This window comes from Paenibacillus sp. OSY-SE, from assembly GCF_000283315.1.
Classification (GTDB): Bacteria; Bacillota; Bacilli; order Paenibacillales; family Paenibacillaceae; genus Paenibacillus_B; species Paenibacillus_B profundus.
Genome location: NZ_ALKF01000186.1, coordinates 26035 through 52286 on the forward strand (window position 1 = coordinate 26035; position 26252 = coordinate 52286).

At 46.0% G+C, this 26252-nt stretch carries 20 protein-coding genes; 7 read left to right on the plus strand and 13 right to left on the minus strand.

All coding sequences use genetic code 11. The features are described 5' to 3' along the window. Positions 1–8 precede the first annotated feature (8 nt). Positions 9–2066, plus strand: coding sequence for a DUF5693 family protein (locus A372_RS0116830; RefSeq protein ID WP_019422049.1), 2058 nt, complete (start codon positions 9–11; stop codon positions 2064–2066). A gap of 375 nt (positions 2067–2441) precedes the next feature. Here A372_RS0116830 and A372_RS0116835 read toward each other — a convergent pair whose 3' ends face one another. From A372_RS0116835 to A372_RS0116855, 4 genes are all read right to left on the minus strand, one after another. After that, on the minus strand, positions 2442–4541 hold the full coding sequence (locus A372_RS0116835; protein ID WP_019422050.1) for an S-layer homology domain-containing protein: 2100 nt from the start codon (positions 4539–4541) through the stop codon (positions 2442–2444). Between the two features lie 85 nt (positions 4542–4626). Further along, complete coding sequence (locus A372_RS0116840) at positions 4627–8412, minus strand: DUF4073 domain-containing protein (protein ID WP_019422051.1); 3786 nt, start codon at positions 8410–8412, stop codon at positions 4627–4629. A 204-nt stretch (positions 8413–8616) separates the two neighbouring features. After that, positions 8617–9975, minus strand: coding sequence for a HAMP domain-containing sensor histidine kinase (locus tag A372_RS0116850; RefSeq protein WP_019422053.1), 1359 nt, complete (start codon positions 9973–9975; stop codon positions 8617–8619). After that, complete coding sequence (locus tag A372_RS0116855; RefSeq protein ID WP_019422054.1) at positions 9972–10667, minus strand: response regulator transcription factor; 696 nt, start codon at positions 10665–10667, stop codon at positions 9972–9974. Before A372_RS0116855 ends, A372_RS0116850 begins: the two co-directional genes overlap by 4 nt. Before the next feature lie 343 nt (positions 10668–11010). On the opposite strand from A372_RS0116855, the gene A372_RS34110 reads away from it, so the two are divergent. Continuing rightward, positions 11011–11685, plus strand: a complete 675-nt coding sequence (locus A372_RS34110; protein WP_019422055.1) for an NlpC/P60 family protein — start codon at positions 11011–11013, stop codon at positions 11683–11685. 887 nt (positions 11686–12572) lie between these two features. On the opposite strand, the gene A372_RS0116870 is transcribed toward A372_RS34110, so the two are convergent. After that, on the minus strand, positions 12573–13076 hold the full coding sequence (locus tag A372_RS0116870; RefSeq protein ID WP_019422057.1) for a C39 family peptidase: 504 nt from the start codon (positions 13074–13076) through the stop codon (positions 12573–12575). Positions 13077–13286: 210 nt separating this feature from the next. On the opposite strand from A372_RS0116870, the gene A372_RS0116875 reads away from it, so the two are divergent. The 3 genes from A372_RS0116875 to A372_RS36445 are packed head-to-tail and all read left to right on the plus strand — an operon-like array spanning position 13287 to position 15543. Beyond that, positions 13287–13841: a dTDP-4-dehydrorhamnose 3,5-epimerase family protein gene (locus A372_RS0116875; RefSeq protein ID WP_019422058.1), complete on the plus strand. Its 555-nt coding sequence runs from the start codon at positions 13287–13289 to the stop codon at positions 13839–13841. A gap of 38 nt (positions 13842–13879) precedes the next feature. Next, positions 13880–14815: a Gfo/Idh/MocA family protein gene (locus tag A372_RS0116880; protein ID WP_019422059.1), complete on the plus strand. Its 936-nt coding sequence runs from the start codon at positions 13880–13882 to the stop codon at positions 14813–14815. Next, on the plus strand, positions 14812–15543 hold the full coding sequence (locus A372_RS36445; protein ID WP_019422060.1) for a glycosyltransferase family 2 protein: 732 nt from the start codon (positions 14812–14814) through the stop codon (positions 15541–15543). Before A372_RS0116880 ends, A372_RS36445 begins: the two co-directional genes overlap by 4 nt. A 119-nt stretch (positions 15544–15662) precedes the next feature. On the opposite strand, the gene A372_RS38645 is transcribed toward A372_RS36445, so the two are convergent. The 4 genes from A372_RS38645 to A372_RS0116905 all read right to left on the minus strand — a co-directional run bounded on the left by A372_RS38645 (position 15663) and on the right by A372_RS0116905 (position 19593). Then, a complete protein-coding gene (locus A372_RS38645) occupies positions 15663–15773 on the minus strand; it encodes a hypothetical protein (RefSeq protein ID WP_019422061.1) in 111 nt (36 codons plus the stop codon). A 151-nt stretch (positions 15774–15924) separates the two neighbouring features. Continuing rightward, positions 15925–16797 (minus strand): polysaccharide deacetylase family protein, encoded by an 873-nt coding sequence (locus tag A372_RS0116895; protein ID WP_019422062.1) that lies wholly within the window; start codon positions 16795–16797, stop codon positions 15925–15927. Positions 16798–16891: 94 nt separating this feature from the next. After that, positions 16892–18370 (minus strand): oligosaccharide flippase family protein, encoded by a 1479-nt coding sequence (locus A372_RS0116900; RefSeq protein ID WP_019422063.1) that lies wholly within the window; start codon positions 18368–18370, stop codon positions 16892–16894. Positions 18371–18456: 86 nt separating this feature from the next. Next, the gene (locus tag A372_RS0116905; RefSeq protein WP_026011121.1) at positions 18457–19593 is read right to left on the minus strand and encodes an amidase domain-containing protein; all 1137 of its coding nucleotides are present in this window, start codon (positions 19591–19593) and stop codon (positions 18457–18459) included. A gap of 196 nt (positions 19594–19789) precedes the next feature. On the opposite strand from A372_RS0116905, the gene A372_RS34115 reads away from it, so the two are divergent. After that, complete coding sequence (locus A372_RS34115; RefSeq protein ID WP_237728548.1) at positions 19790–20584, plus strand: divergent polysaccharide deacetylase family protein; 795 nt, start codon at positions 19790–19792, stop codon at positions 20582–20584. Between the two features lie 203 nt (positions 20585–20787). Here the strand turns inward: A372_RS34115 and hprK are convergent, their stop codons facing one another. Both hprK and A372_RS0116920 read right to left on the minus strand, forming a co-directional pair. Further along, the gene (gene hprK, locus A372_RS0116915) at positions 20788–21693 is read right to left on the minus strand and encodes an HPr(Ser) kinase/phosphatase (RefSeq protein ID WP_019422066.1); all 906 of its coding nucleotides are present in this window, start codon (positions 21691–21693) and stop codon (positions 20788–20790) included. Positions 21694–21844: 151 nt separating this feature from the next. Next, entirely contained in the window at positions 21845–23023 is a 1179-nt protein-coding gene (locus A372_RS0116920) for a cation:proton antiporter (RefSeq protein ID WP_019422067.1), read from the minus strand. Positions 23024–23384: 361 nt separating this feature from the next. On the opposite strand from A372_RS0116920, the gene A372_RS0116925 reads away from it, so the two are divergent. Next, positions 23385–23972, plus strand: a complete 588-nt coding sequence (locus tag A372_RS0116925; protein ID WP_019422068.1) for a TetR/AcrR family transcriptional regulator — start codon at positions 23385–23387, stop codon at positions 23970–23972. Positions 23973–24010: 38 nt separating this feature from the next. Here A372_RS0116925 and A372_RS0116930 read toward each other — a convergent pair whose 3' ends face one another. Together A372_RS0116930 and A372_RS0116935 are read right to left on the minus strand one after the other, a co-directional pair. Further along, positions 24011–25090 carry a hypothetical protein gene (locus A372_RS0116930; RefSeq protein ID WP_019422069.1) on the minus strand — a complete coding sequence of 360 codons (1080 nt, stop codon included), beginning with the start codon at positions 25088–25090 and terminating at the stop codon, positions 24011–24013. Positions 25091–25107: 17 nt separating this feature from the next. Then, positions 25108–26250, minus strand: a complete 1143-nt coding sequence (locus A372_RS0116935; RefSeq protein ID WP_019422070.1) for an AI-2E family transporter — start codon at positions 26248–26250, stop codon at positions 25108–25110. Positions 26251–26252: the final 2 nt, after the last annotated feature.

Consider the following 26252-nt stretch of genomic DNA (forward strand, 5'->3'; position numbering starts at 1 on the left):
TGAGTGTAGTGCTTAATTGGTATCGACGAGTGAATTGCCTGACACTGCGTTGGTTATGGTGTCTAGTTATTTTAGGGATCGTATCCTCTATTCCGATAGCATATCAGCGTGTCATTACAGAAAGCTCATCTAAGCAAGTAGAGTTTGTTTTTAATTTCAGTAATCTTCTTGCCATTTCGGACTACAAAGCCAATCCGCGACAGTTTGTCGCAGACCAGCTTGCTCTGATGAAGCAAGCTGGTATTCAATCGATGGCCGTAAACGAAAGCACACTTGATCTACTGAAGTTAAGTCGGAGGATAGAATTGTTCTCATCACACGAAGCCGCAGCTGTAACTCAAACCTCGATTTCTCCACACGAAAATTTTACGTACCTGTTGTTTCCCGAGAAAGAATCGGAAGATGAAATGAAAACCATGATCGAAACAAGCTTTCAACGGATGAATGTGAAGCTAAAACCATGGACTTTTAAAAATCAAAATGGTCTCATTATCGAGATGCCTATAGCAGACGCTGCTCACTTGCCAATGGATCCGGATCCAGTAACGTTGGAATTGTTGAAAGATAGAGGATTTCACATCATTATTTCACTATCCAATCGCCGCCACCCCTTTTCGCCCCGGGACATGAACGATATGTTGAATCGGCTCGTTCCGTTCGATGTGACATCCATCATCATAGATGGAGATGCCGTTCCCGGATACACGAACGACGAAAAGACGGATGGCATGTCATTAATGGCTAATCTGCTGAAGAAACATCAGGTCGGGTTAGCATACACGGAGATGCAAAAAGCAGACCCATTGGGATTCGACATTCTGGCTAAGGATCTAAATTACGATGTTTTTCGCTTGCATCAATTCTCGGAAGCAGATGCGAATAAGCTCGTGCAAAATATTTCGCTGCAGGAACTGGAAAATCGCGTTCAACGATTTGCAGACCGCTTTGTTCTCGCCGTCAAGGACCGCAATATTCGAATGATTCTTTTGAACGCTGGCGCAAGCCAAAGCACGGGTACGGGAATGTATGCCGATCCCCTTGCCTCCATCTATTCCATCCTGAATGGCAAAGATGGAGCGGTACAGAGAATTCAAGAACAAGGATATGTGTTGGGCCCGGCGCATTCTTTTACATTATCCAATACGAATTTGCACGAGATTCTAAAGCTATTGGCCGTTTTGGGCAGTATATCCATCATCGCCATCGCAATATCCTACTTTGTTCCCTCTTCTTTATTGTTCATCTTTGTAATCGGTTTGTTGGGCGCATGTGGAATCGGCATGCTGTCCACTAGCTTGCTATATAAAATGCTTGCTCTCGGCGCTGCGATCTGCGCTCCGAGCGTAGCGATGATGATGGCTATTAAATGGATACGCAGAAAACAACAAAAAAAGGAAGCGAAACGCCTTTGGTCCCCCTTCCTACTGTTACTATGCACATCACTGTTGTCTCTAATCGGTGGTATTTATATTGTTGCGCTTCTCGACCATATCGTTTATTTCCTCAAAATTGATCAGTTTATTGGAGTTAGTGCTGTTAGTTCGGTACCTATTGCACTTGTTCTCCTGTACCTTGTCTTTTTCAGTGAGGATCTTACGACTGAGGAAAAGATGTTAAAAGCGAAGCGAATACTGATTACTCCCATTAGCGTTCTATGGATTCTGTGCGCTGGGTTCGCGTTGGTCGTCATGCTTTATTATTTATCCAGAACGGGAAATTCGGGAAATGTATCTGCGATCGAGTCGTTATTCCGGTCTTTACTGGAAAATACAATCGGAATTCGGCCAAGAAATAAAGAATTTCTGTTTGCTCATCCTCTGTTTATCTTAGGGGCTTACCTTGCCTTGAAAAATCGACCAAGCGCATTGTACATCATGGCTGTAGGAGTGATCGGACAAGCGTCGCTCGTAGATACATTTGCCCATCTGCATACGCCCCTGCCTATTTCCATCATACGAGGCTTTTACGGAGTGGTATTTGGTTCTCTCGTTAGTTTACTGTATATTGGGGCGTGGAATTTGCTTGAGTACATTTGGAGAAAGTGGGTTCCTGCGCCTTCTCCGTAAGTGGAGCATCAACACTTGGGCTTGTAAGTAAGTACTGATTATAAAAACAGGTCGCACCAAAGGGAATATTCTCCTGGTGCGACCTGTTTTTCGCGTATGAGCGAGCTTGCTAGCTTCCACTCGCCTTGACTGAGTAGCCAGATCCATTGGAAAATATGCAGCAGAATGCTCACATGAGGTGGCTGAACGGCAATTAGACTGTACTTTGTCCAGTGGATCTAACTGTTTTCAGCGCTTTCTGCCTAATAAACGTCCAAACCATTGGATGAAATCCAACGAAGCCTGCTGCAAAGAGAAATATCGTGCTGTTCCACTGTACATAATCCAATGAATGATGAGACTAGACGAATAGAATTCAGCATTCAGCGCCGATACTTAATAGTTTTCACTGTATTGACTTGCATTCATCGATTTATAATTGACAGGGATCCAATAGTACACTCCTTCAGTACGCAAGTACAGATTCAGCGAGTCCTCCTGGAATGGGCCAGCGCTAACCTTGAATGTGCCCTGGCTATCTACAGACACGGATACATCCTGGATCTGCTGGGGCTTGGAGCCGCCTGTCTGCACCATAAGCGTGAGCTGCTGGCCGGCCAATTGCGCAAACTTTCCTTCAACCGCCAACATGTAATCATCTTGAAGTTCTGCCCACATCATACGATCTTCCATCGTATCCGGCTTCACATACACCTCTCGTTCCGGCAAGCGAGGCAACACCGAGATTGGCGTTATGTTCGCAGGCCGGCCCCGCAGTTCCTTCAGCTTCGGTTGCAAATATTGCAACATTTGGGCCGCTTCCCCGCGCGTAAGCGCATCCCCCGGCTTATAGCCTTCAATTGATAATTCTGTTTTCCCTTTGGCATAATCCTTCCCGAGTATGTACCATACTACATTGTTGCCGGCGAAGTTGACTCCGTCGGCTGCCGAGATGATCTCTGCCGCTTTCAGCCGGGTCATCTTGCCGTCTCTCGCAGAGAGCGATGTCAGGCCATTCAAAGGAAAATTGCGTTCATCCGCAATAATGTACGCCGCATCCGCCCAATGCTTCTTCTTCGCTGGCGCATAAGCGTCAATATTGACCTTATACATGCGCAGCAGCATCGTCCAAAAATCTGCTTCGCTTATTTCAGCGTCTGGTTGAAACGAGCCGTCGCGAGAACCTGCAATGATGCCGGATTGCACCGCCCATGCGACAGCTGATTCGGCCTTGTGACCGCCAATATCCGTCAGCTTAGACGGATCCGATGTAGCTGGATAAGCTTTCGTCTTCAACCGGGGCAGCACCTTGACCTTCACTTGTGAAGACACCCCTTCCGAAGACATCGTAACAGTATAATCGCCGGCCTTGATACCTTTCAGGATTCCTGATGACGATATAGTAAGGTTACCCGGGCTGCTGCTTGCGAATTTCACGCCGGAAGCAAGCGAGTCGCTCGTGCCGTCGTCATAATTGCCTATCACCTGAATCGGATACTCCTCGCCCTCGTTCACGACAATCTCCGCATAATTTGCCGATAACTCCAACAAGCGATGCCCTTGTCCGGTCGTGAACGACCATGCTTTGCGCTGCGTTGCAGGAGAGTCTTCTACTTGGTATGCGAGAGACACTGTATACGTGTGGAAGCCTTGCAGCACTGATTTTGGATACAAGAACAACGTATCGCTTTTGAGCTCTTCATGGTACGGTATCGTGACGCCCGTCTCGTCCGTAATAGTCGCCTCGTGCCATGCCATCGGCTTTTCGGTTGTAGCCGAAATAATATAGCCAGAAAATTTGACGTCAAATTGATCCAGCGGGTTCGGAATTTCATGCCCGTAAAATCCTACAGGAACGCCAGTCATCTTATCGTGCGGGTATACAGATACGCCTCCTTCGATTACTGACGTCGAATAGGAACCCGCCATATTGATGACGGCAGTACCGTCGACGAGCGCGATGCCCACTTCACTATACTTCGGACTGAGGATAATCTCGCGGTGATACGCGGTATCTAGCCATCCATGAATCGCCTTCACGCTGCTCTTCTGTTTGAAGTGCATAACTTCTCCAGAACTGTATCCCTGTGATCCGGGCAGCCATCCGGCAGCCTTCATCCTCTCCAACACCGACTTGCCTGTAAATCCGGGCATCCCTGGTGTCTCCTTGTGTGCGCTCAGACTCGGCTGGATGTTATTGTTGTTATAATAGGAGGCATGCAGTGTCGCTGCCTTTGTAATCGCCGAATGGAGACGAACGGGCTGTACGCCAGCATTGACGCGAACCTCGTTCAGCAGAGCAAGCCCTGCGAGCTGATCCTCTGTATAGCCGGACGATGCATCCGCCGTATTTGCTGCCGCAGATACTGGTTCGGCATTGAACGGGCAGACGTAAATCCCGGCTGCGAGTATTGTCGTCAGCGCAGCATATCGAGCGAAGCGCCTCATGCCGCGAATGACCGATGAATGTACTGAGTTCTCATTAGTATCTTGCATTGTGTTTCCCCTTCTCTTTATATTTACAAAAGACATACAAGTCCTCTCGCACCATTGCGAGAGAACTTGCCTGCTTCTATCCTAGTTAAAACAAAAAAACTCGGGGCTGACCAGCAGAAAAAATGCCTCGTGCCTCTTCACGCACCTTAACGTTATCCCCTGGCTTAAAGAATACTTGTTCATCGAAAGGCATGTGCACATATGGACCATCGTTAACCGAGTATTCATAATTGTGACTACTGTTAGACAAATAATCATTGCCCTCAAATTGCATTCGAATGGTTGAAGTAAATTCAAAGGTCTGGACATCTCCCGGCGGTAAAATAGAGCTTCCGCATTCTCTTATTAAGACTGTCATATCTCCCGGAAACTCTGGAGGATTTTGTTCGTCATATGCGGTCCAGCTGCTCCCGCCATCTGTTGACCACTCCATTGCCGATGTCGCGTCCGAGAAGGTATTGGAATGATCGCTTGCCCCCACAAATAGATAAACATTGTCGACAAACGTAAAAATATTTGTTTTTCCCGCTGGAACTTGGTTGGCCGGATCTGCCTGATAGCGGATATAGACACTTACAGCGCCCGGAAACACGGGCGGCTCCTGTTCATCGTATGCAGACCAGTTAGCTCCCCCATCGATAGAGAATTCCATCGTATGATCGGCGCCAATTAGAATATTGCGCTTGTCATCTTGAGTGACATTCGGCGCGGCAGGCTTCTCCGGCAAGGTATCTTGAATACGGACAAATAATGCTTCGGTGGTCGATTGATCGCCCCGGATCCCGCGGATGCCCATTCCCCATAATCCATCTGGGATTGCAGCTTCAGTAAGCATGTACTGATGTCCCGCTGCTTTCTCTACCATTGCGATAGGTACGATATCCTGGTTGTTTAATTTCCAGAGCAGCTCGTATTTCTCGATATGCTGCTCCTCGCCTGGGGTCCACTGCACTTCTCCGGCCACGAAGCCTGCTCGAGTGTCGGTATCAAGGAACGTCAAGGCTAGAGGCGCGTCGTTATACCGCGAGCATGCCTCATCGAATATTGTCCGCACTTGCTCTGCGCTAGAGAACTTCCCCCTCGGCTGCTGAGAACGCTGACTCCATACATATTCAGATACTAACAGTTTCATAGCTGAATCCAATCGGTTATAGGAACTCAAGTCCAAACCAAGCGCACTTGCGCCCTTCTCCAATTGATACTTCATTCCATTGGAGCTTGTCGCGTTATTCAAGTACATCAACGTATTCACAAGATCGCTCGGTGGCGCCGGATGCTGGGCATTGATCCGATCGACTATCGCTTTTACATCTGCGTAGCTTTGAAGTTGATTGAGCGCTTGAGATAGCTCCTTCTGATAGAGTTCAGCATTATGATCAATCAAGCCGAGCTCCGTATTCAATGGATATGGATAGGCATTCAACACATGCAGAACATCATCTGCCTTGCTTGGGTCGTCAACGGAACCCGTTTCAATCTGTAATTGCTCTGTAATTAACTCCACGAGTTTCTCCCCGCCATAATGCCTGAAGGCTCCGATTCCGTGCTTGGTGGACATGCCGTCCGGCCGTTGCTCATTCATGTAAATGGCGTCTTTTACAAATGTCGCTTCCACTCCAAACCCTTTTTCGTTGCCTAGGTTAATCTGATCAAAATGAAGGGACAGTATCGGCATATCCGGATAATCCAGATTCCATGAGATGGAGGTTACAGGAAAGAAACCGAAACCATAATTGCGCAGCTTCCCGCGTTCGATAATCGAAGCTACATTCGTATTGCTCGTAATAGAGTCTTGGACCGGACTCGAAAACTGAACTCGAATCTCTGACAAGTTTTTGATGTCATAGGGAAGAACATTGTGCGAGTATGCATAGTGACGTTGGATCTGGAATAAGTAAGTCGGTATTGACTCTTTCCCCGTCGCTGCATCTTTGAACATGGACCAAAACCGATAACTGATATTCTTGTCTAGGTCGGCAACCCGATGCTGCGCTTGTACGCCTCCGGCAACCGTAAATTGGCCGCTTGCCGCAGCCTGACTTCCATCATATTGCAAGCCATTTTTTATTTGCTCCGCCGTTGGAGCTCCCCATGGCGCATCGACTGGCACGGCGATGTAATATACCGTTCCGGTTTGTTGCGTCTGGACTTGAAGATCTACGCTCGTTTCCATGCGGTTCACATATGTTTTCGTATCGAAAACATCGCGATATTGATTTCCCGGCTGATCCGGATTGCCCGTATCTCCGCCTGAGCTGGAACTTCCTCCGTTGCCTCCCGTGCTGCCCGTATTACCACCCGAGCTGCCACCGGCAGACCCTGTGATCTTATGATCGGAATTCAATTTGTTATTCACTTGCGCAATGCTTTGTTTCACTTGGTCATAATTATGGATAACATGTTCGATCTTAACGCCTTCGGGCAATACGATATTTCCAATGGCAACGCCTGATGGCAGCGTTATCTTGGCATCTTTATCCGAAATAGTTACCGTTCCGATGGCTCCGGTAGTATTGACGGTCAATTTGCCGCCGCCGATAATAGTCAAGCTGTCAACGGCGCCATTGCCCGAAATCGTAGTTCCAGATTTCCCCGCTGCAACCTCTAATTTCTGTACATGCCCATAAATGCCCGCTGAGCTGACTTTTTCCGAAATTTTCAACGAGCTATATACAATTGAACTGTCCCCCCAAATCGCTGCGAGATTTGCAGTGAGCTCGACGTCCCCGATGACGGCTTTGTTCTTCGCTTCCACACGTACTCCATCTTTGTTAATAGACATGCTGCCTAATTTGGAATTATCGAATAGAACGGTATTATCGTCACCGCCATTAATCAGTGTTTTTCCCTCAACAGTCAAGCCCTTTCCATAAAAATCATGCTGCAATTCCCGGCCCACTTCCAGGTCGCCTTTTACCATGACATTGCGGACCGATATGTAATCGTTTGCAATCTTGAGCTTGCCATCGATAACTACTCCATTGCCGTTCAATACAGCGTTTGCGGAAAACTCGGCTTGTCCGTCGCTTGGCGGCTTCCCGCCTGTCACAAGCTCCAAGAAAGAAACTTTTGTAATTACGCTGCCAGCTGCAGTAAATTTTATTTTTGCATGCTGCAAAATGTTTTCATTTGAACTGTCGAACAAACCTTTCAATTGATCGGATACCGAATATTGTTTACCGTTAACAGTAACGTTTCCATTGTTGATTTGTTCAATCGTATAGCTTTGCTTGGACGAAACCTCATCCATGGTCCGCAGAAGAATTGCGGCCATCTCTTCCCGCCTCACTTCTTGCTTGGGTCTGAAATGCTTGCCATCCCCCTGCATGAGACCCGCATTCACTGTTGCCAGTAAATAAGGCCGTGCCCAATCAGATATCTCATCTGCATCAGCTAATGATAGAGGCTGTTGTTTCTCTTCGAGGGGAAGCTGTGCAACTTTAGCAAGCAATGCCGCCATTTCTTCCCGGGTAATTGCATCTTGCGGCCGAAACTTGCCGTCCCCGTCTCCATGCATCCAGCCTGCCTTGGTAACGGTTTCAATCGCGCCTGAACTCCAGGAGCCCTTCTTGACGTCGATGAACGACGATGCTGCAGTCGGCCCAACCTCTGATTGAAGCGCTCTCACTAGAGCTGCTGCGGTTTCTTCACGTGTGATGCTCGCCAAGGGCCGGAACCGATTATCTGTTCCTCCGAGCATCAGAGCTTGCTGATTCGCCCGCACGATCCATTCTTGCGCCCAAGAAGATGCATCGCGTAAATCTGCAATGGATGCGGACTGAGATGATCCCGCCGCATAGGAGCTCGAGAATTGCCCGCTGCTTAAGGCAAGCACAAGCGCCGTGACTGTCATTTTGCTGACAAAATTCATAATTTCCTCCTGCCCGATATTGGATACCATCTGGGTAATGAGTCTATTCTACTATATGAGATTCTGAACAATCAATAATTAATATAGGTCTTTTTTACTTCTAAATAGTAAATAAGTCTCATAAAAATATACAAATTACTCTTAAAATCACAAAAATAAAAAAGCCATCCATCAAAAGGATGACCAGCTTAAACATGGGCAAGTTCATGATGTTCCATCCTTAGGCAAATGAACGATCACTTCCGTTCCCACTCCTTCTTCGCTTACAATGTCAATCGACCCATAATGCTCGCGCACGATCGACTGTGCTATGGGGAGTCCTAAGCCAGCTCCTCCTGTTTTACGTTGACGGGCACGATCGACACGATAAAAACGTTCAAAGACGAGGTCGATTTCATCCTCAGCAATTCCGATGCCAAAATCTTTCACCCGGATAATCATATCCCCTTCTGCTTCAGATATGTATATTTCGATAAATTTTGTGCTATATTTTAATGCATTGTCAATCAATATAATAAGGAGCTGCTTTATTTTTGTTGGATCGGCGACAATGATGAGTTCTCTTGAGGTTGAATGAATTTTGATTTCACGGTTATGCAGCTTGCGCACAAGCTTTGACGCCTGTTTGCAGCATTCCACAAGATTGAACGGTTCACGTATCGGCTCGATTCCCTGTTGTGAGGATGCCAAATCCAGCAGCTGCCGCGTCATCTTCCTCATCCGTTTGGATTCTTCATAAATGGATTCAATGGACTCTTCTTGAATGCTCTTATCGTCCGTCCCCCATCGCCGAAGCATACTGGCATAGCCTTCAATAATGGTTAGTGTCGTATTTAATTCATGAGAAGCGTCCGACACGAACTGCTGCTGCTTCAGAAAGCTTTCTTCCAATCGTTCCATCATTCGGTTAAAGGTTTCCGTCATCTTGTACAGTTCATCTGTCTTTTTTCCGTTAATAGGAATCTTTTTAAATGTAAGACTGCTTTCAATTTCCTTCATGGTCTCAATGCTTTTCGATATCGGCATTAGTATTGTCTTGGATAGAACTAAGCCCCCAATGAAACAAAGCAGCGCCGCCGCAGCTGTGGACAAAATAAGTATCGACACGAGGATGTCCAGACTGCTTTCAAGTGCAGCCATCCGTTCCACCATTTCAAGCGTCCCGATAATTTCCGGACCGTATTGAACGGGAACTCGCACCGTAAGCACTCTTTGACCGTCGTCCCGTATCAACTTTGCCTCTTTTACAGGACTGAATTGGGGCTCGGGAAGTTCGATTTCGTAATCTTTTTGGATGAAGTTGACCATTTCCGAATGAGGATTAATAATCCGTATTGTCGTGTTCTCTAGCATGTAATATCGTATCTGGCGATTCTGTTTATTTTGCATAATCGCATTTGGGCCGATTTTTTCAATAATCTGTTCGGCTTTTGTTTGCAAGGATTCGATTTCGTTTTGCGTTGCAATTTTGATAAACAAAAAATAGATGACGAGATCGACACAAAGCAAGATGCAAATCAATAAGACGGATGTGAGCAAGGTTATTTTATTTTTTAGCTTCATGCTTCTTCTTCCCTCATACTGTACCCTATCCCGCGGACGGTTTGGATCAGTTTAACTTTGAAAGGGTTATCGATTTTTTTTCTTATATATCTTACATACACATCGATTACGTTCGTATCGCCCACGAAGTCATAGCCCCATACTTCGTTAATTATTTTTTCGCGATCCAATACCTGATTTTTATGTTCCATTAAATAGATAAGAAGGTCATATTCCTTAGGAGTAAGTTCAATCTTCAGTCCTTCACGAATCACTTCCCGAGTTTTCTTATTGACAATTAGGTTGTCTACCCGGAGCTCGTCATTGTCATCGTTAGCCGATTCATCACTCCGGCTTCGAAAGCAAGCTCTTATCCTTGCAAGTAATTCTTCAATTTCAAAAGGTTTTGTAATGTAATCATTCGCGCCCTGATCCAGTCCGCTCACTTTCTCGGGAGTCGTATTTCGAGCAGTCAAAATAATTATGGGGGTGCAAGTGTCGATTTTTCTCAGCCTTCTTAATACTTCGATACCGTTCAATTCAGGCAGCATAATATCAAGAATAATCAGATCCCATGCCTTGGATAATGCTTTCTGCAGGCCCTCTCTGCCGTTCTCCGCTAATTCGACATGGTAGCCTTCATGGGATAACTCCAGTTGCAGAAGTCTTGATATTTTCTCCTCATCTTCAATGATCAAAACATCTTTTTCCATCCTCGAATCATCCCCTTATTTAGTTGTAGACCAATTTTCTTTTCTTATTTGAGGGAGTATTATTCTTGAATTATTTTCCCTTAAGCACTCCAAAATATACGTCTTATGGAAATGGAAGCGCATAGGTTCACTCTCTTAAAATAAAAGATACTATTAAACTATACATTCTCTCTGTTCTCAAGAGATTGAACATTAAGGATTTCTCATCAGTTTTTAATAATAGGGATGAATTAGCTATGGTCACAGGGTTTGCTTCAACGCTGGTAATTGATGGGGTTGATTGTTGTGTTATGTTGTTTTTAGAGCGATTACCAAAACGAAACATGCCCATAAGGAGGAAGACATGAACAACAAGAAGAAAAGCCATATCGGTAAAACAGTAATGGGAATCAGCCTGAGCCTTGCGGTTGCCTTTTCCGGAAGCATGCTAGTATCGCCTCAACCAGCTCAAGCAGCCTCGGTATCCAAATCATCGGTTGCGGATAATGTAATTGCAGCAGGAAAGAAATTGATAGGGGTACCCTACAAATTCGGAGCAAAATCAGGAAATACAAATGTTTTCGATTGTTCTTCATTTACTCAGTATGTATTTAATCAAAATGGAATAGACATTCCGCGCTCGTCGCAGGAGCAATCCAAGGTCGGCACTTCAGTGTCCAAAGAGGATCTGCAATCAGGGGATTTAGTGTTCTCAGATACGAACCGGGATGGGGTTATTAATCACGTCGCTATTTATATGGGCGGAGATAAAATTATCCACACCTACAGAGCCGGCATCGGTGTAACCATTTCTGATTTCTCCGGCAGCACGTGGGACAAAACATACGTAACCGCACGACGCGTCATTTCTAATGGTGGACAAGATGGAACAGTAACGCCACAGCCTGCCCCAACAGAACCCGAACAACCTGCTGTAGAGGCTCCTGAAGAGCAACAAAAGGATACCTCTCCTTCTCGCTGGAAACAAAATAGACAGTGGGGCTGGAATTATTGGGATAACAACAACGATGATAATTAATAGTCTCTAATAGAAAGCAGGGCTCTCATTGAGGACCCTGCTTTTTACATATGAAATAAATTGATCATGCCTGCAACGAGTGTCAAAAGAGTAAAGCCTGCCATGCATGTAACCGTGACAACTTGAGTAAACCATACATCTTTGTATTCTTCCATAACCGTAGTCTCCTCTGTGCGAATTGAAATGATATCGTGCTTTTAGTTTACATGGAACAGGGCATCGATACTATCGAATTGCATAACGGATTCCTTACATTTATGCAAGGAACCTCACTGGAGGCGATACTCTCTCCGTTCGGCGCTTCCGATCACTCTCCCCTTCGATCAGTAATAACGATTCCCGTATGCCTCAGGAGCTAGGCGGGGTGATCTAACGGTGATGTTGCTGCATCGTCCGAGAAGCAAGGTTACTAGAGACATGTACACCACAGTTAACCTCACCCTACGGAGGGATGCCCCTTCTGAACGAGAGGGAGAATGGAGAGAAGTACTTGGCAGCGTATCGTTATCAATTCATCGCTCATTACAAGCCTGAACCTACTGTATTTCCTGCTTGACACCATACTTGAATCATTGCCTGGATCTCCAGCTCCGTATCGAGTCGCGAGAAATCGGCCTGCAACCGCCAATTCACAAGCAATCTAAGACCTACTGGTCCACCCCCTGCTACTGCCACGTCAAAATGTTTATCAAGTTTAACGTAATAAAGGACAGCTTTTCTTCCATTTCAAGGATTATTTCTATCAGGAAAGAGATTATTTTGATCAAGCCAGAAGATTGTTAAGAGGAGGATTAAAACGCTGCAAAATTAGAAAGCCGGTAACGTAATAGTTACCGGCCATTCGTGAAATTCCTACATACTCGATAGAGGCATGCCCAGAAGTGCGGCTAGGTTAATATTTGACATGCAATCCCTGTGTAGTACCTATGAAAATCAACGGAAGACATATGTTTAATATAGTTATTTGTTTCTTTTTTGTGCCAAGGATCCAGATATGTAAAAAAGTCTTTGTCTCTCTGCACCAATACGACCCAATGAGAATTGCGAAGACCAAATTCCTCCTCATTTCCAGTCATTAATACCATGATCGGAGCTCTCTTTAAGCTATCTTTCCATTCATCGTCATAAAATGACATCCGAAACGCAATATTGTTCAAAACGCAAAACCTAACGAGATCTTCCGGATAGGTTCCAATCGCTTGATCGTCCTCATCATATCCCTTTTCCTTCGGCGGCACAGTCAGCTTCAGTTCTTCAGCGAGCTCATTGAATGTAATATTGTCCATGATACGGTTAAATTTCAGCAGCATCGACAGACTTGCCACCCCGCAAGTTGCTTCCGGATAATAATTTTGGTCATTTTGACTAATAAAAAAATTATGAAACTCCACGCGCTCTCACTCCTTAATAGGCAAAGTTCTATCTCTATAATATTCTCCATGCGAAAACAAAACAAGGGAATATATGTTATACAATTGTCTATTTCTTTCATTTCCATCACTCTCAAGAAGAAAAATACATACTCATATAATGGAACGGCGTGACTCTGGTGTGAGCAGAGAGAATCCACGATTCTACAGTAAGAAGGGAGAAGTCTTGCTATGGGCCATCATGCTGCAAATCTGCCTGACGGCGTGCGAAAGCTGAGTTTAAAACGAATGGAAGACAATCGAGGATGGTTGATGGAAACGTACCGTAAAGAATGGTCTGCCGATACTCCCGCCGTCTTGCAGTGGAATATCTCTTTCAGCCACCCGGGCACATTGCGTGGTTTCCACGTGCACTGGTCACATCATGATATTCTATGTGCTATATCTGGAACGCTTCATCTCGGATTGCAAGATATGCGTCCTTGGTCTTCCACTTACGAACTGGCTACTTTGGTAAGTTTAGATGCGGATGAACCGGCGGTAGTTTATATTCCACCAGGTGTGGCACACGGATTCTGGTTTGATACTGAAACGAAAATCTTATACGGGGTGACTTCCTACTGGGATCCGGACGATGAGCTTGCTTGCCGGTGGGATGACGAGAAAGTAAAAGTTCCATGGCCTTCTACCTCACCTAAAACCTTATCCGAGAAGGACGTAAAGGCGGGAACGTTTGACGAGATGCAGGCAGCGTTACTGAGAAATTTGCAGCCACCTACAACATAAACCAATGGCAGACTATTTACAAACTGGGGGGAACACCAATGAATCAATATTCATATTCCAGCCTGCACATCGGATTAGTGGGATGTGGAGATTGGGGCCGCAACATATTGCACGATTTGAAACAATTAGGAGTCGCGGTAAGTGTAGTTGCCCGCTCAACAGTTAGCAAGGCCAACGCCATTGCTTATGGAGCCGATCGTATTGTAGACACAATTGAGGCTTTGGATATGAGCATCGACGGTTATGTCATTTCAAGCATAACTACCGCTCATGCGGAAAATGTTCATGCCTTGCTCCCGCGCCAGCGGCCCATGTATGTAGAAAAGCCCTTGGCTACGATCCTAGATGAAGCAGAGAAGCTCGCGCTAGAATCAAAAAAATTGATTTATATCATGCATAAGTGGCGTTATCATCCGGGCATTAACGCCCTTGCAGCACTAGTCCAATCAGAGGAATTGGGCAAAATGAAAGGCCTGCGTCTTCAACGAACGAACTGGGGCAAGCAGCATAAAGATGTGGATTGCGCGCTCCATCTTCTCCCGCATGATATGTCAATTATCTTGCAAATTTTAGGGTATCTGCCCAATGTAGACACGGTAATCCCCAACCCACTGGGCGATAATCATTTTGGATTTGTCACAACTCTTTCGGATCAAGATAAAGATATTTATGTCACCTTGGATGTCAATAACATCTCGCCCGGCAATGTGCGTTCCTGTGCGGTTGGATTTGAGAACGGTGTAGCGGCCTTAACCGGCAGCTACGCAGAGGGAATCACGGTTTGCCGATACGGCGCGAACCAACCGCCTGAGGTCCGTCCGATTCGACAAGAGCTGCCTTTATTACGGCAATTGCAATTTTTTCTGGATTATCTGTGCGGCGGTCCCCCTCCACTGAGTTCAATCGAGGATGAACTGCTAATTATGCAACGTATTACTGCAGTGCGCAATCAGCTATATGGAGGCGGAAAATGATGGAGCCGATATTTACTATTCTAGTTCCGACCTATACTCACGGCCGTCTGCTCCATTTTGCGCTTGATAGCATTCTGCAACAAACCTGCCAACAATTCGAGGTCTTTGTCATCTGTGACGGTGCTGTTGACGAAGGCCGTGACATTGCTTGGGAATATTCCCGCAAAGACGCGCGATTTCATGTATTAGATCGTCCGAAAGGTTTCCGCAACGGGGAAGTGTACCGTCATGAGGCATTGCAAATTGCGCAAGGGAAGTTCGTTTGCTACTTATGTGACGATGATCAGTGGTTTCCTGATCATTTAGAACAAATGGAACAGGCTCTAGCCAGAGCCGATTTTGTACACAGCAAGCACGTATCTGTACTGAACCAAGACGAGATAATACCGATACAGGAATCGCTGGAGGACGCCACAGTTCGTGCTCTCATGCTTAAAGGACCATATAACATATTCGGTCCTACAGTTGCGGGCCACCGCATCGACACCTATCGGCGGCTTCCCGAAGGGTGGGCTCCCGGTCCTGAAGATGTGTGGAGCGATCTTCATATGTGGCGAAAATTTCTGCGGCTGGATAACATAACCTTTTACACCATACCTGCTGTCACCGCTCTTGTGTTCCCTTCCCCCTGCAGAACAGCCATGACTTTGCAGGAAAGAGCAACAGAATCTGCGCATTGGGCAAAACAAATAAATTCCTCTTCTTTCCGCTCCTCCTTTCAAGCTTAGTTCTTGCATGCCGGAATTTAATCATAAAAAAACCTGCCGACTTATCATCGGCAGGATTCAAACAATAATGTGCCTGAACCATTACGAAGGGTATGATGTATTTAATCTTATTATCGTTCTTAACAGAATCCTGTAGAGACAATAACTAGAAGGATGAAGAGAACCAGAATGACTGCCGTTGAAGTAAAGAGTGGACCGAAGCCTCCTACACCTTTAACGCATTCGCCCATTGATGAACCCTCCTTCATATGATGATACGTAAATATTATATTAGGTCAATCTACATCCTGACACGGCAATATGCCTAAATTGACGCTCAGGTTGTTATACTTCATCCTACCCCGGAGCGTCCCCATTGCTGTAAAGCCACAATTGCTTGGCTCACTTTACCGCAGAGTTAGATTTGGCTAAACGGACGATATAATCGTGCAATTTTTGCGGAGTGATTGAAGGATTTCCGGCATTAATTCTAGGGATCGTCATGCGATTGGCATGCCGTGTCATAATTCCAGGCCGGATGGTGAATGCATATCGGATCCCAGCCTCATAGATGGCGGATTTCGCATCCTTTGAATATTTTCCGTATGGATAAGCGAAGCTGTCGACAGGTCTCACTTGAAGCGATTTCAGCTGTTTCCTGCAGATTAATGTATCATCCAACACCCGTTTACGATACATGCCCCTGCTCTCCATTCTGCCGTGCGGAAGCGGCAACCGGTACGCTAGCACGGCCCTTCCATTTACTTTTTTATGCATATTATGGGTATGGAACTGGATATCGATTCTTGGGACCGTATTCAGCATGTTCTTGATTTGATCTCTCTTCATGGGAGGAACATGCAGACCTCCAGAATAGAACATACGTCGGGTAACGTAAAAGTTAACAGCCGGAACATGGAGCTCTTGCAGTATCGGGAAAGCATTCCAATAAAAGCTTTCATACCCGTCGTCGAATGTGACGAGTACCGCATTGGGAGGGACTTTGCCCCCATTTATGTACTGACGGAACTCTTCCAGAGATATAAAGTGATATCCACGCTGTTTTAAATAGGATAGCTGTGCTCGAAATAGGCTTGTCTTTATCGTCCCTGAGCTGCGGTCCGTTTCATGAACATGATGATACATAAGTACGGCAACCGAGTCTGTGTATATCGGTTGTTTTGGTGCCGGTGCCGAAACAACCGTCGATAAAAGGAACTGTGTAGTCAGCATTATGAGCAGAAAACCAAGTATGCACCTTTTAATCCTTTTCATTCCAACTATTACTCCTTATACAGGTTGTGCAAAATGTCCCCTTTTGATTACGACGTCATGCATGAAAGCAGATACGACGACATCGGCGTTGTCCTTATTTAAGATGTTTCATCCGTATTCCGATGATGAATGCCGCGCATGTACAGTACAAGAGCATACTGCATGCAACCGTCGTTACATGACTCAAATGAATATGCTGCATAGCAAAAGGAAAGACGAACAGCATGATTACGATAAATAATACGAGATCCCACCCTATCCATTTCAACTGGAATAAGGTAGTATCTTTTGAGCGGAGCGCCCGCAAATTCCACAGTACCGCCACCGTTTCTAACGTGAGGGTGCCGATGGATGCCGCTTTATATCCGAATCCCGGAAGCGCCAACAGGAAATAAAGAAGCACGGTAGACAATCCGATGCCGCCGATCAGTCCTACCAAGGGTGTACTTTTTCGTTCTTGCGCCCACAGCATGCTTGTCGTCAACTCACGAAGTCCTACGATGAGTGGAATAGCTGATAAGAAACGTATCGGTTCCGTTGCCTCAGGCGTACCGAATATGAAATTCGATAGCTCACTTGCATATAGAAATAAAAACATCCCGCTCAAACTACCCCATGTCCAACCGAGTTTCAACACTTTCTCGATTTTACGATGGTATTGATACATTCGTCCCTGCTGAAAGTCTGCAGCAATCTTCATCGTCATCGTGTGCGATACCGCAGCCGTGACGATTGTCGGCACATACGCTATGACGATGGCCATCCCCATAAAGACGCCATACATCGCGGTTGCTTCCGAGACCGAATTCCCGGCTGCTTGTAACCGCCTCGGAATTAATATCGAGTCGATAAAGTCAGACGCCGGTACAAGCATCCTTGTGAATCCGATAGCCAAAGAGGTACGAAATAGGATACTCAGCTCTCCGCCATACGACCATGTCTGTGCAGATGTTGTTGCAATCTGCTTCGATGCGGCAACGTATATCGTTATGATGATGAACGCAACTAGCGCGCCGATCGCCGTCCCTGTAATGCCAGCTCCAAGCGCGGCTCCTATCCCATGGGAGGAGAACAGAATGACGAGTGTAATCAACAGCGCGACCCGTACGCCTTGTTCCGCTAGCTCGGAGACGGAGATCACTCCGTATCGCTCTGTGCCTTGCATATACCCTCGCAATAACTGAAGCAGCGGAACGGCGATAAGAGCCGGAGCCAGGCAACGCACCGCTGCCGCGAGTTGGTCGTTCCCGAGCATTGTGGCGATCACGCCTGAATTCGAGTATACAAGAAATCCAGAAGCAGCTCCTATTAGGGCTACGAGTACGGACATGTTCCGAAAAGCTCCCCACCCCTTGGCTGGGTGCTTAGCTGTGAACAAGGCTAGAGCAGTGGGCAATCCGCCTGTGATGACCATCAGTGCAATCCCGTAGAACGAATATGCAATCTGGTATAGGCCGATTCCTTCTGCTCCGAGCAGCCTTGTCAATGTGACTCTTCCGACTAAACCGATACATTTTCCCGCAAAAATGGCTCCAGTGCGGAGCGCCGTCTGCTTTACGATTGCTGGCAGCATCAATAGAAATCACCGACCATTCCGTCTTGTCCTCATCATTGTATGAACGGAATGATTGTGTTATGTTCCCTGTGCTGCAAGTCAGTTCAGTCGCGAATATGAATCAGTAAATAAGTGGTATGTTTATCCCAACCGAGATCAAACGGAACCCGATATCGATCCGCCGTATGAGAATTCACAAGCGGATATCCGTTCATGTCAAAGCCAACGACGATCGAAAAATGGTCAACGTCGCCTCGGAGCATGTAAGCAATCAGATCTCCAGGCCGCAGCTTCGCGATGGCGCCAGACGGGTGCCGTTTGTTTGCGGAAACGATGTCTTGAAAATTCCCTCTTGCGATGAGCGTGCCATAACCGCTGCGGAGAAGGAAATCCTTGAAAGCATCGGTCTGAACCCATGTTCGGCTTCCACCCCCGGATTTGATATGACGCCAACCTCCACTCATCCGCAAGCCGCCGCCTTCCTGCCGATCCCCGATGCATTGGGATGCAAAGTTGGTGCAATCGCCGCCTAATCCGGTATAATCCCGGTATTTCGGGTTATAACGATGCTTATGGCCTGAGCCCCAAGCTGCACCAGCATATTTGTTCGCATATTCAACAGCTTTATGGCGATTATATCTCCGCTTGGAATTCGAGGCCGACTGTTTCTCAAGCTCGGATGACTCGACATGACGATTGGAACTCAGGATCATACCGTCCGAATCTGGAATCAGTTTCGGATTTTCCTCCAGCGGATCCAAATACCACTCACGCAGCACATGCCACTTTCCGTCTGTCTTCGTAATAGTCAGAGCATGACGGGTCCCAAGACCAAATGATTGAACAGGCATCATACTATGGATGTATGCATAATCGAGCTTCAAGGATTCTACGGTCGAAATATAAGCTTTATCTTTTTGTTTGCTTATTCGAATAATGCGCACATGGCTTTTCGCGTTTACGAATTGGATTCCTCTGCGTTCGGCCCAAGCTTGAACATATTCGGATCTGTCCGTTTCATGCCGCATAGCGTTCCGGCTCGATGCACTAGAGCTCAAATAGTACCTGCTCAATTTGCCTTTGTCTTGATGAATCAAATAATGGGCCCGTTCCGAGAAAAGCTGTCGTATAAAGACAGAAAGCTCTTCATCCAGCTCCTTAGGTGCTGCGGCTGCCTGCGGCAACATCGCCATGCTACAGAAACAAATAACCAATATCATTGAGTACATTTGCCTGAACATCTTCTCTTCCATTCTCCCTTACTTCAAATCACTGCTTACATGTATTGATGCAGGAACATGAACGTCCTGTTTAATATGTCCAGCACAGGATATATGATGCTGTCAAAAAATTTCAGATTAAATTCCGATAAATGTTCACACGATATGTACTGAATCATGAAATAGGGTGTGGATGATGAATCGTACGAATATAAACATGAAATGGTGTAAGTTGTTAATCCTTGCATCCGTCATGGTATCGCTCCTGCATTCTCCTGAACCTGCTCAAGCCTTATCGCAACTGAAAGTGCACGGAAAAACAGCGACCGTCGTAATCGATGACTTCGGCAATAACACAGGAGGCACAAAAGAAGTGATGGAACTGCCGTTTAAGGTAACCGTTGCCGTTATGCCCTTTATGCCGAACACGGTCAACGATGCCAAGCGGGCGCACGCTGCCGGACATGATGTCATTGTTCATATGCCGATGGAGGCGTTATCAGGGAAGAAGCATTGGCTTGGTCCGGGCGCAATCACGACCGATTTGAGCGACACTGAAATTCGCACGCGTGTTCATGCCGCCATAGACAACGTCCCTTATGCGGTGGGGATGAACAATCATATGGGTTCTAAGGCTACGGTCGATCCGCGAGTAATGAGGAATGTACTTCAAGCATGCAAGGAGCGCGGTTTCTTTTTCTTGGATAGTCACACCAATTATCGCAGTATCGTTGCAAAAGTAGCTCGTGAGGTCAAAGTTCCTTGTTTTGTAAATCATATTTTCCTGGATGATGTTCATACAAAGGCAGCGATCCAAAAGCAATTCATGTTGATGCGGCAGCATCTCAATCAACATGATGTATGTGTTGCCATTGGACACGTTGGCAATGCCGGGAAAATAACGGCATCCGTTCTGAAAGAACAAATGGAGAAAATGAGCAAGGAACAAATTACGTTCAAGAAAATAACGGAGTTGTTGGATCCAGTAAACAAGACCATGGTCAATATGTGATCATGCAAGGTTAAAAATGAAAGAAAATCATTATCAATAACCTCAGGACCATCTCCTGAGGTTATTGTACTGCACTAGGTCTCGTATAACTGTTAGGAGGTCATTAACGATTATTCAGCGGGCGACCCAAGTAGAGGATGGTTGCGTGCCCCATATTCTCATCCGTTACAAATAGAATCCGCGTTAATCATTTTGCTCATAGGTTACATATTCAATCGTTGAATGAAATCTTCTGCGGCACTATAGCCTTGCAGCTGCAAATACCAGCTATTCGCTGCCGCTTCGACCAGACTGGCTACATCGCGGCCTGGCTGCAGCTGGATTTGAATCGTAGGCACCTTCACACCCATATACTCCACATAACCAGGCTCCAATTGCAGTTCATTGTTCAATTCATTCTCTTTCCACTTCGCCAATTCGATGTCCAGCACGATTCGAGTCTCTTCCTGAAAGGCGCTCCGACCATAAATGCGTGCCACATTAATCAATCCAATGCTGCGCAGCGCGAGAAATTCTCTCGTCTTGCCGTCATGAGTGCCGATTAAGGTCTCGGCATTCATCTTCTTCAGCACAACCGCATCATCGGAGACGAGACGGTGTCCGCGCCGGATCAACGTCAAAGCCGTCTCGCTCTTTCCTATCCCCGACTTGCCTCGCAGAAGCACCCCAATTCCTGCCACGTTGACGCACACGCCATGCACTTGGATTTCAGGCGCCAGCATTTTCGTTAAGTACGAGTCCACGACGCCAATGAATTTGGAAGTGTCTTCTGTTGTGCGGAGCAATGGTATGCCCTCTCTGTTGCAATGCTCAATTAAATACGTGAGCCCTTCCTGATTCCGGGTAACGATGAAGCAAGGCGGATGGTACCGAACCACATTATGGATTCGCTCGTTACGTTCTTCTTCGGTCAAAGTATGAAGATAGGTAATCTCCTTCTTTCCGAGTACTTGAATTCGTTCCTGCGGGAAGAAATCGTAATATCCGGCGAATTCCAGTCCAGGACGATGCACGCGCGTCTTTGAGACCGTACGTTCGGAACCGGCATCATCCGATAATATTTCCAATTGAAAGCGGTCAATGAGCTGCTGGACCGTTATCTTTTTCACAACGTTTCCTCCTTTGACGTGAACACTTTCACAATTATACAACCAGTTTGCGACAAATACACTACATTCCATCGTCCGAAAAGGGATAAGTTCCAGAAAAAACCTCAAAAATAGTAAAGCCTACAGCTTAGAAACTGTAGGCTCCCATTTTTTATAAGTTCACTGCTTTTTCACTGGACTTGATTTGGTTTTTATCTTTTCTATTAAACATGATTTTCAACAATGGCGGTGTGACCAAGGTCGTAATAATAACCATAATGACGACGGAAGTGAAATACTCTGGCATCAGCAGTCCAGATTGTAATCCGGTCGAAGCGATAATCAGCGCTACTTCTCCCCTGGAAATCATTCCGGATCCAATGGCGAGAGCAGATTGATTGTCAAATCCAGTAAGTCGCGCTCCAATCCATCCGCCCACCAGCTTGGTAATGATAGCCATGATGGTAATCGTAATCAGCAGTCCAAGTTGGTCACCGATCCCTTCGAACGATACATTCAGACCGATGCTTACAAAAAAGACAGGAACGAAGACGGCGTACGCAATCGGCTCGACCTTCTTCTCAACCTCGTGCTTGAAGGTCGTTTGCGATACAGCGATACCAGCAGCAAATGCGCCGATAATCCCGGCCATCTGCATCCATTCAGCAAAGTAGGCGAAGCCGAAGCAAATAATTAAAGCGGCGCTAATGACCGCCTCGGTAACCTTTAACGGCGCTAACCATTTCATCACTCGCGGAACGAGGAACATGCTCGCCAAGAAGATGACGACAAAGAACAATATTTTTTTGCCAATCAACAGTCCAAGCGAAACATCCGAACCTTGTCCAAGAATACTCATTATAAAGGCAAGCAAGATAACGACCAATACATCATCGACTACTGCTGCACCTAGGATGGTCGTCCCTTCCCGAGAGTTCAATTGGTTCATTTCTTTCAGCACTTGGACTGAAATGCTGACAGAAGTGGCACAGAAGAGAACTCCAAAAAATAAAGCATAGCTAGGGGTAAAGCCGAATGCAATGGCTGCACTGTAGCCTCCGATGAATGGCAGGATGATTCCGCCGATGGCTACAGCAAATGCAGACTTCCAATTTTTTCGAAGCTGTTCCAAATCAGTCTCCAAGCCAGCGATAAACATAAGCAGGAGCACACCAATCTCGGATAGCTCATGAATGAAGCTGCTATTATGAATCCAGCCTAGAACGGCTGGACCCAGCAGTATGCCCACTAACAATTTACCCAAGACTGCCGGCTGCCCGATTCGAACGGATAAATCACCGGCTATCTTTGTGAATAGTAGGATTAAGAGAAGATACAAAATGAATTCCATTAGCTGTCTCACACTCCTTGAAATAATTAACAATTGTAAAAAAGACAAAGAGGAGCCCAGAATGGCAGGCTCCTCCAATTAAAACATTATTTTTTTATTCAAATATAATCATATTATACGGGAGTGCAAAGTAAGTTGCAATACTTTTTTCACTAACCCAGTTAATGGATAGTTCCTCCTTCGACCATGGAAACATCCATCTGCAATCGAACCGGAACGTCATATCTGCGGGAACATGACTTGCGGACGTGTTTTTATGCGCGGTTGACGAAGAAAAGTCATGATGATAACATACAGTTAAACAATGATTTAAACGTTGTTTAAATTCAGGAATATGAAGATGTGCACGAGGAGGGATAAGATGAATCCACCGTTGGATAATGACGTATCGACAAAAGAGATTATTTTGAACGTCACCTTAGAATTAATCAAAAGTGAAGGATTCGAAGCCGTAACGGTCAGAAAGATTGCCTCTCTGGCCAATGTTAACATTGCGCTTGTCAATTACCATTTCGGATCGAAACAAAAATTAATTAGCGAAGCCGTAAAAGTCTTGCTTACTTCATTTCAAGAGAGCTTCGAAGTACTAGACGATCTGACGTTGTCACCCAAGGAAAGATTAAAGATGTTCCTGCTTCAATATGTCAGCACCATTCAGCAATACCCCGAGTTGGTCAAAAGAATCATTACTCAGGGAGCCGTCACCTTTGAATCTCAATACGAGTATGGAATCTTTCTAAAAACAATGGGATTTCACAAAGTCCAAGCAATTCTGCAAGAACTGACGGGAGAAGAAGATGCAGAAAAGCTGATGATGATGATGACGCAAGTGTTCGGTGCTGTCTTCCTCCCAACGCTCATGCTTCCGATTTTGCAAGCAGGTGCAAATGTGAATTTGCCTCCAATTGAAATGCAACTAGATATATTGATTGACCGCTACTTTCACTAATATGAGGTAAATGGAGGCCGTATACCCGGTTGTCGTTACTACACTCGGATAAAAGGTTGATACCGTTCCAACCAGATTAGCTTGCTGTCGCTCAGCCAATTCACGAACGTGCCTTGACCGATCTTTTTCCATTTCGATGTCTTGAAGGAATATAGCCATAACTGATCATTATGCACTTGATACACAAATGACTTGCGATCCGGTGAATAGTGAACGAGAGGCCGTTCATTCTCCATAGAAGTTAATGAAACGCTGAGGTTTTTCGGAATGGGTAGCGTTTTGAACTTGGCTTCATCATTTGGGACAGTCATGACATTGCCTTTAATATTAGCATAAGGAGTTGGAGTGAACCCCCTCTCACCCGTACGCCATTTCCATGCCATTGTACCCTGTACCGCATTTTGATCGGTGTGTGCGGCATATTCGGTCAGCACCTCGATTGTATCCTTGTCGGAGAATCGCATCGGATACATGCTGAACATGCCATCGCTGTGGGATAAAAAAGCAGCATTCTGCCGTAAGCGCAGCAGCTTTCCTTCTCGCGAGAACACGTGCAAGTCAGCGCCTGGTCCTTCATACTTATCGGTGGTGATGAGCAATGCCGCATATTTGCCATCCGGCGAGGAGGAGACGCCGTATATTTGCTTGCTGCTCTCGAACAGCTTGACGTACTGTTTGGTGCTGACATTCAGCCGGTATAACGTGCGGCCGTTCTTCACAACATACGTCTCCTGCTTATGCATCCGATCGGACACCAGTTCATCGAAATTATCCGTCTTCACCCCAGGGCTGAATTTCGGGAACGGTGTGAATGTCAACTTGGTCAAGTCCAGTGCCTGATGCGATTGACCCGTTCCGTACAGGATTAGCCGCTTCCCTTGCTGTGCCCCGCCGTCCATGAGACGGTAATCGATAAAAGGAGGCAGGTTGACATTGTAATCTTGCCCGCTTCCGCTCACGACATGAAGTACGGCATGTTCATTGATGGGCCAGTCTTGAATATCAGCTTCGTCTCCCCCGCTTGCAAATGTAGATACGGGCAGTCCGAGGGCGAATGCGACCGTGATGACTGCAATGAATGATAGCGTGCGCCAACAGGAATGCGAATGTTTCAACATAAAGCACCTCACTTTGACTAAATATCATCTGGTTCATACAGATGTGAACGAGCTTTAAACCAATTGAACAAATGAGTGATTACCACCTTCAACACGGCATAACCGGGAACAGCCAAGACGATGCCAAGAATTCCGAATAAGTTACCGGCTGTCAGGATGACAAATATAATCGTGATCGGATGGATTTGCAATGACTTACCCATTATCTGTGGCGAAATGAACTTGCCTTCAATCAATTGGACTACCGTCCAGACGACGATCATCTTGAGCAGCATAACCGGTGATGTCACAAGCGCTACGATTAACGCCGGCGTGATAGCAATGGCAGGCCCCAAATAAGGAACGATGCTCGTGCAGGCTGCGATAACGGCCAAAATGAGCGAATACTCAAGACCGATAATAAGATAGCCAATGTAAAGCAGAATTCCAATACAGAAGCTAACGACGATCTGTCCGCGGATATAGGAGCTAATCTGATGATTCATCTCCGTCATGACTTGTTCGGTCTGCTTCCGCAGCGTAGTCGGTACGAATGACAGAATGTACTGTGGCAGCCGCTTTCCATCTTTCAGCAAATAGAATAATATGAACGGCACCGTTGCAAGAGTAAGGACAGTTTCTGTCACAGCCCCTAAAAAGCCGCCGATGCCTGACCATGTGTTATTTAAGAGGGTAGATGCACGTTCGGATATCGTATTCATCAATTTCGATGATTCAAAGGCAATCGTCTGCTGGAACCGATTAATGAAGTCACTGCCGATTAAATCGGTGAATAGCGTCTGGATTTGCTCGCTGAACACAGGGAAGTTGGCAATCAAGTCGGATACTTGTCTCTGGATGACCGGAATGACGGCCAACACGACAATCGTAATGATTCCGAGAATCAATATATAGAGAATAAGGATAGAAAATGGGCGCTTTACCTTTTTCTTTTCCAAATAATCGACTATGGGATTGAGCAAATAATACAAGACCCCCGACAAAAGCACCGGAAGCAGCACCGTCTTGATTAGGATGAGCAATGGAGCAAAAACAAAAGAAATCTTGGTCAAAACGAATATGTTCAGTCCGATAAGCAGCAAAATTAGCAAAAACAGGACAAATTTATTGTTGAGAAAAAACATCCTGAATTTGGTTGTCCTCGATGGAGGTCGCTCCATTC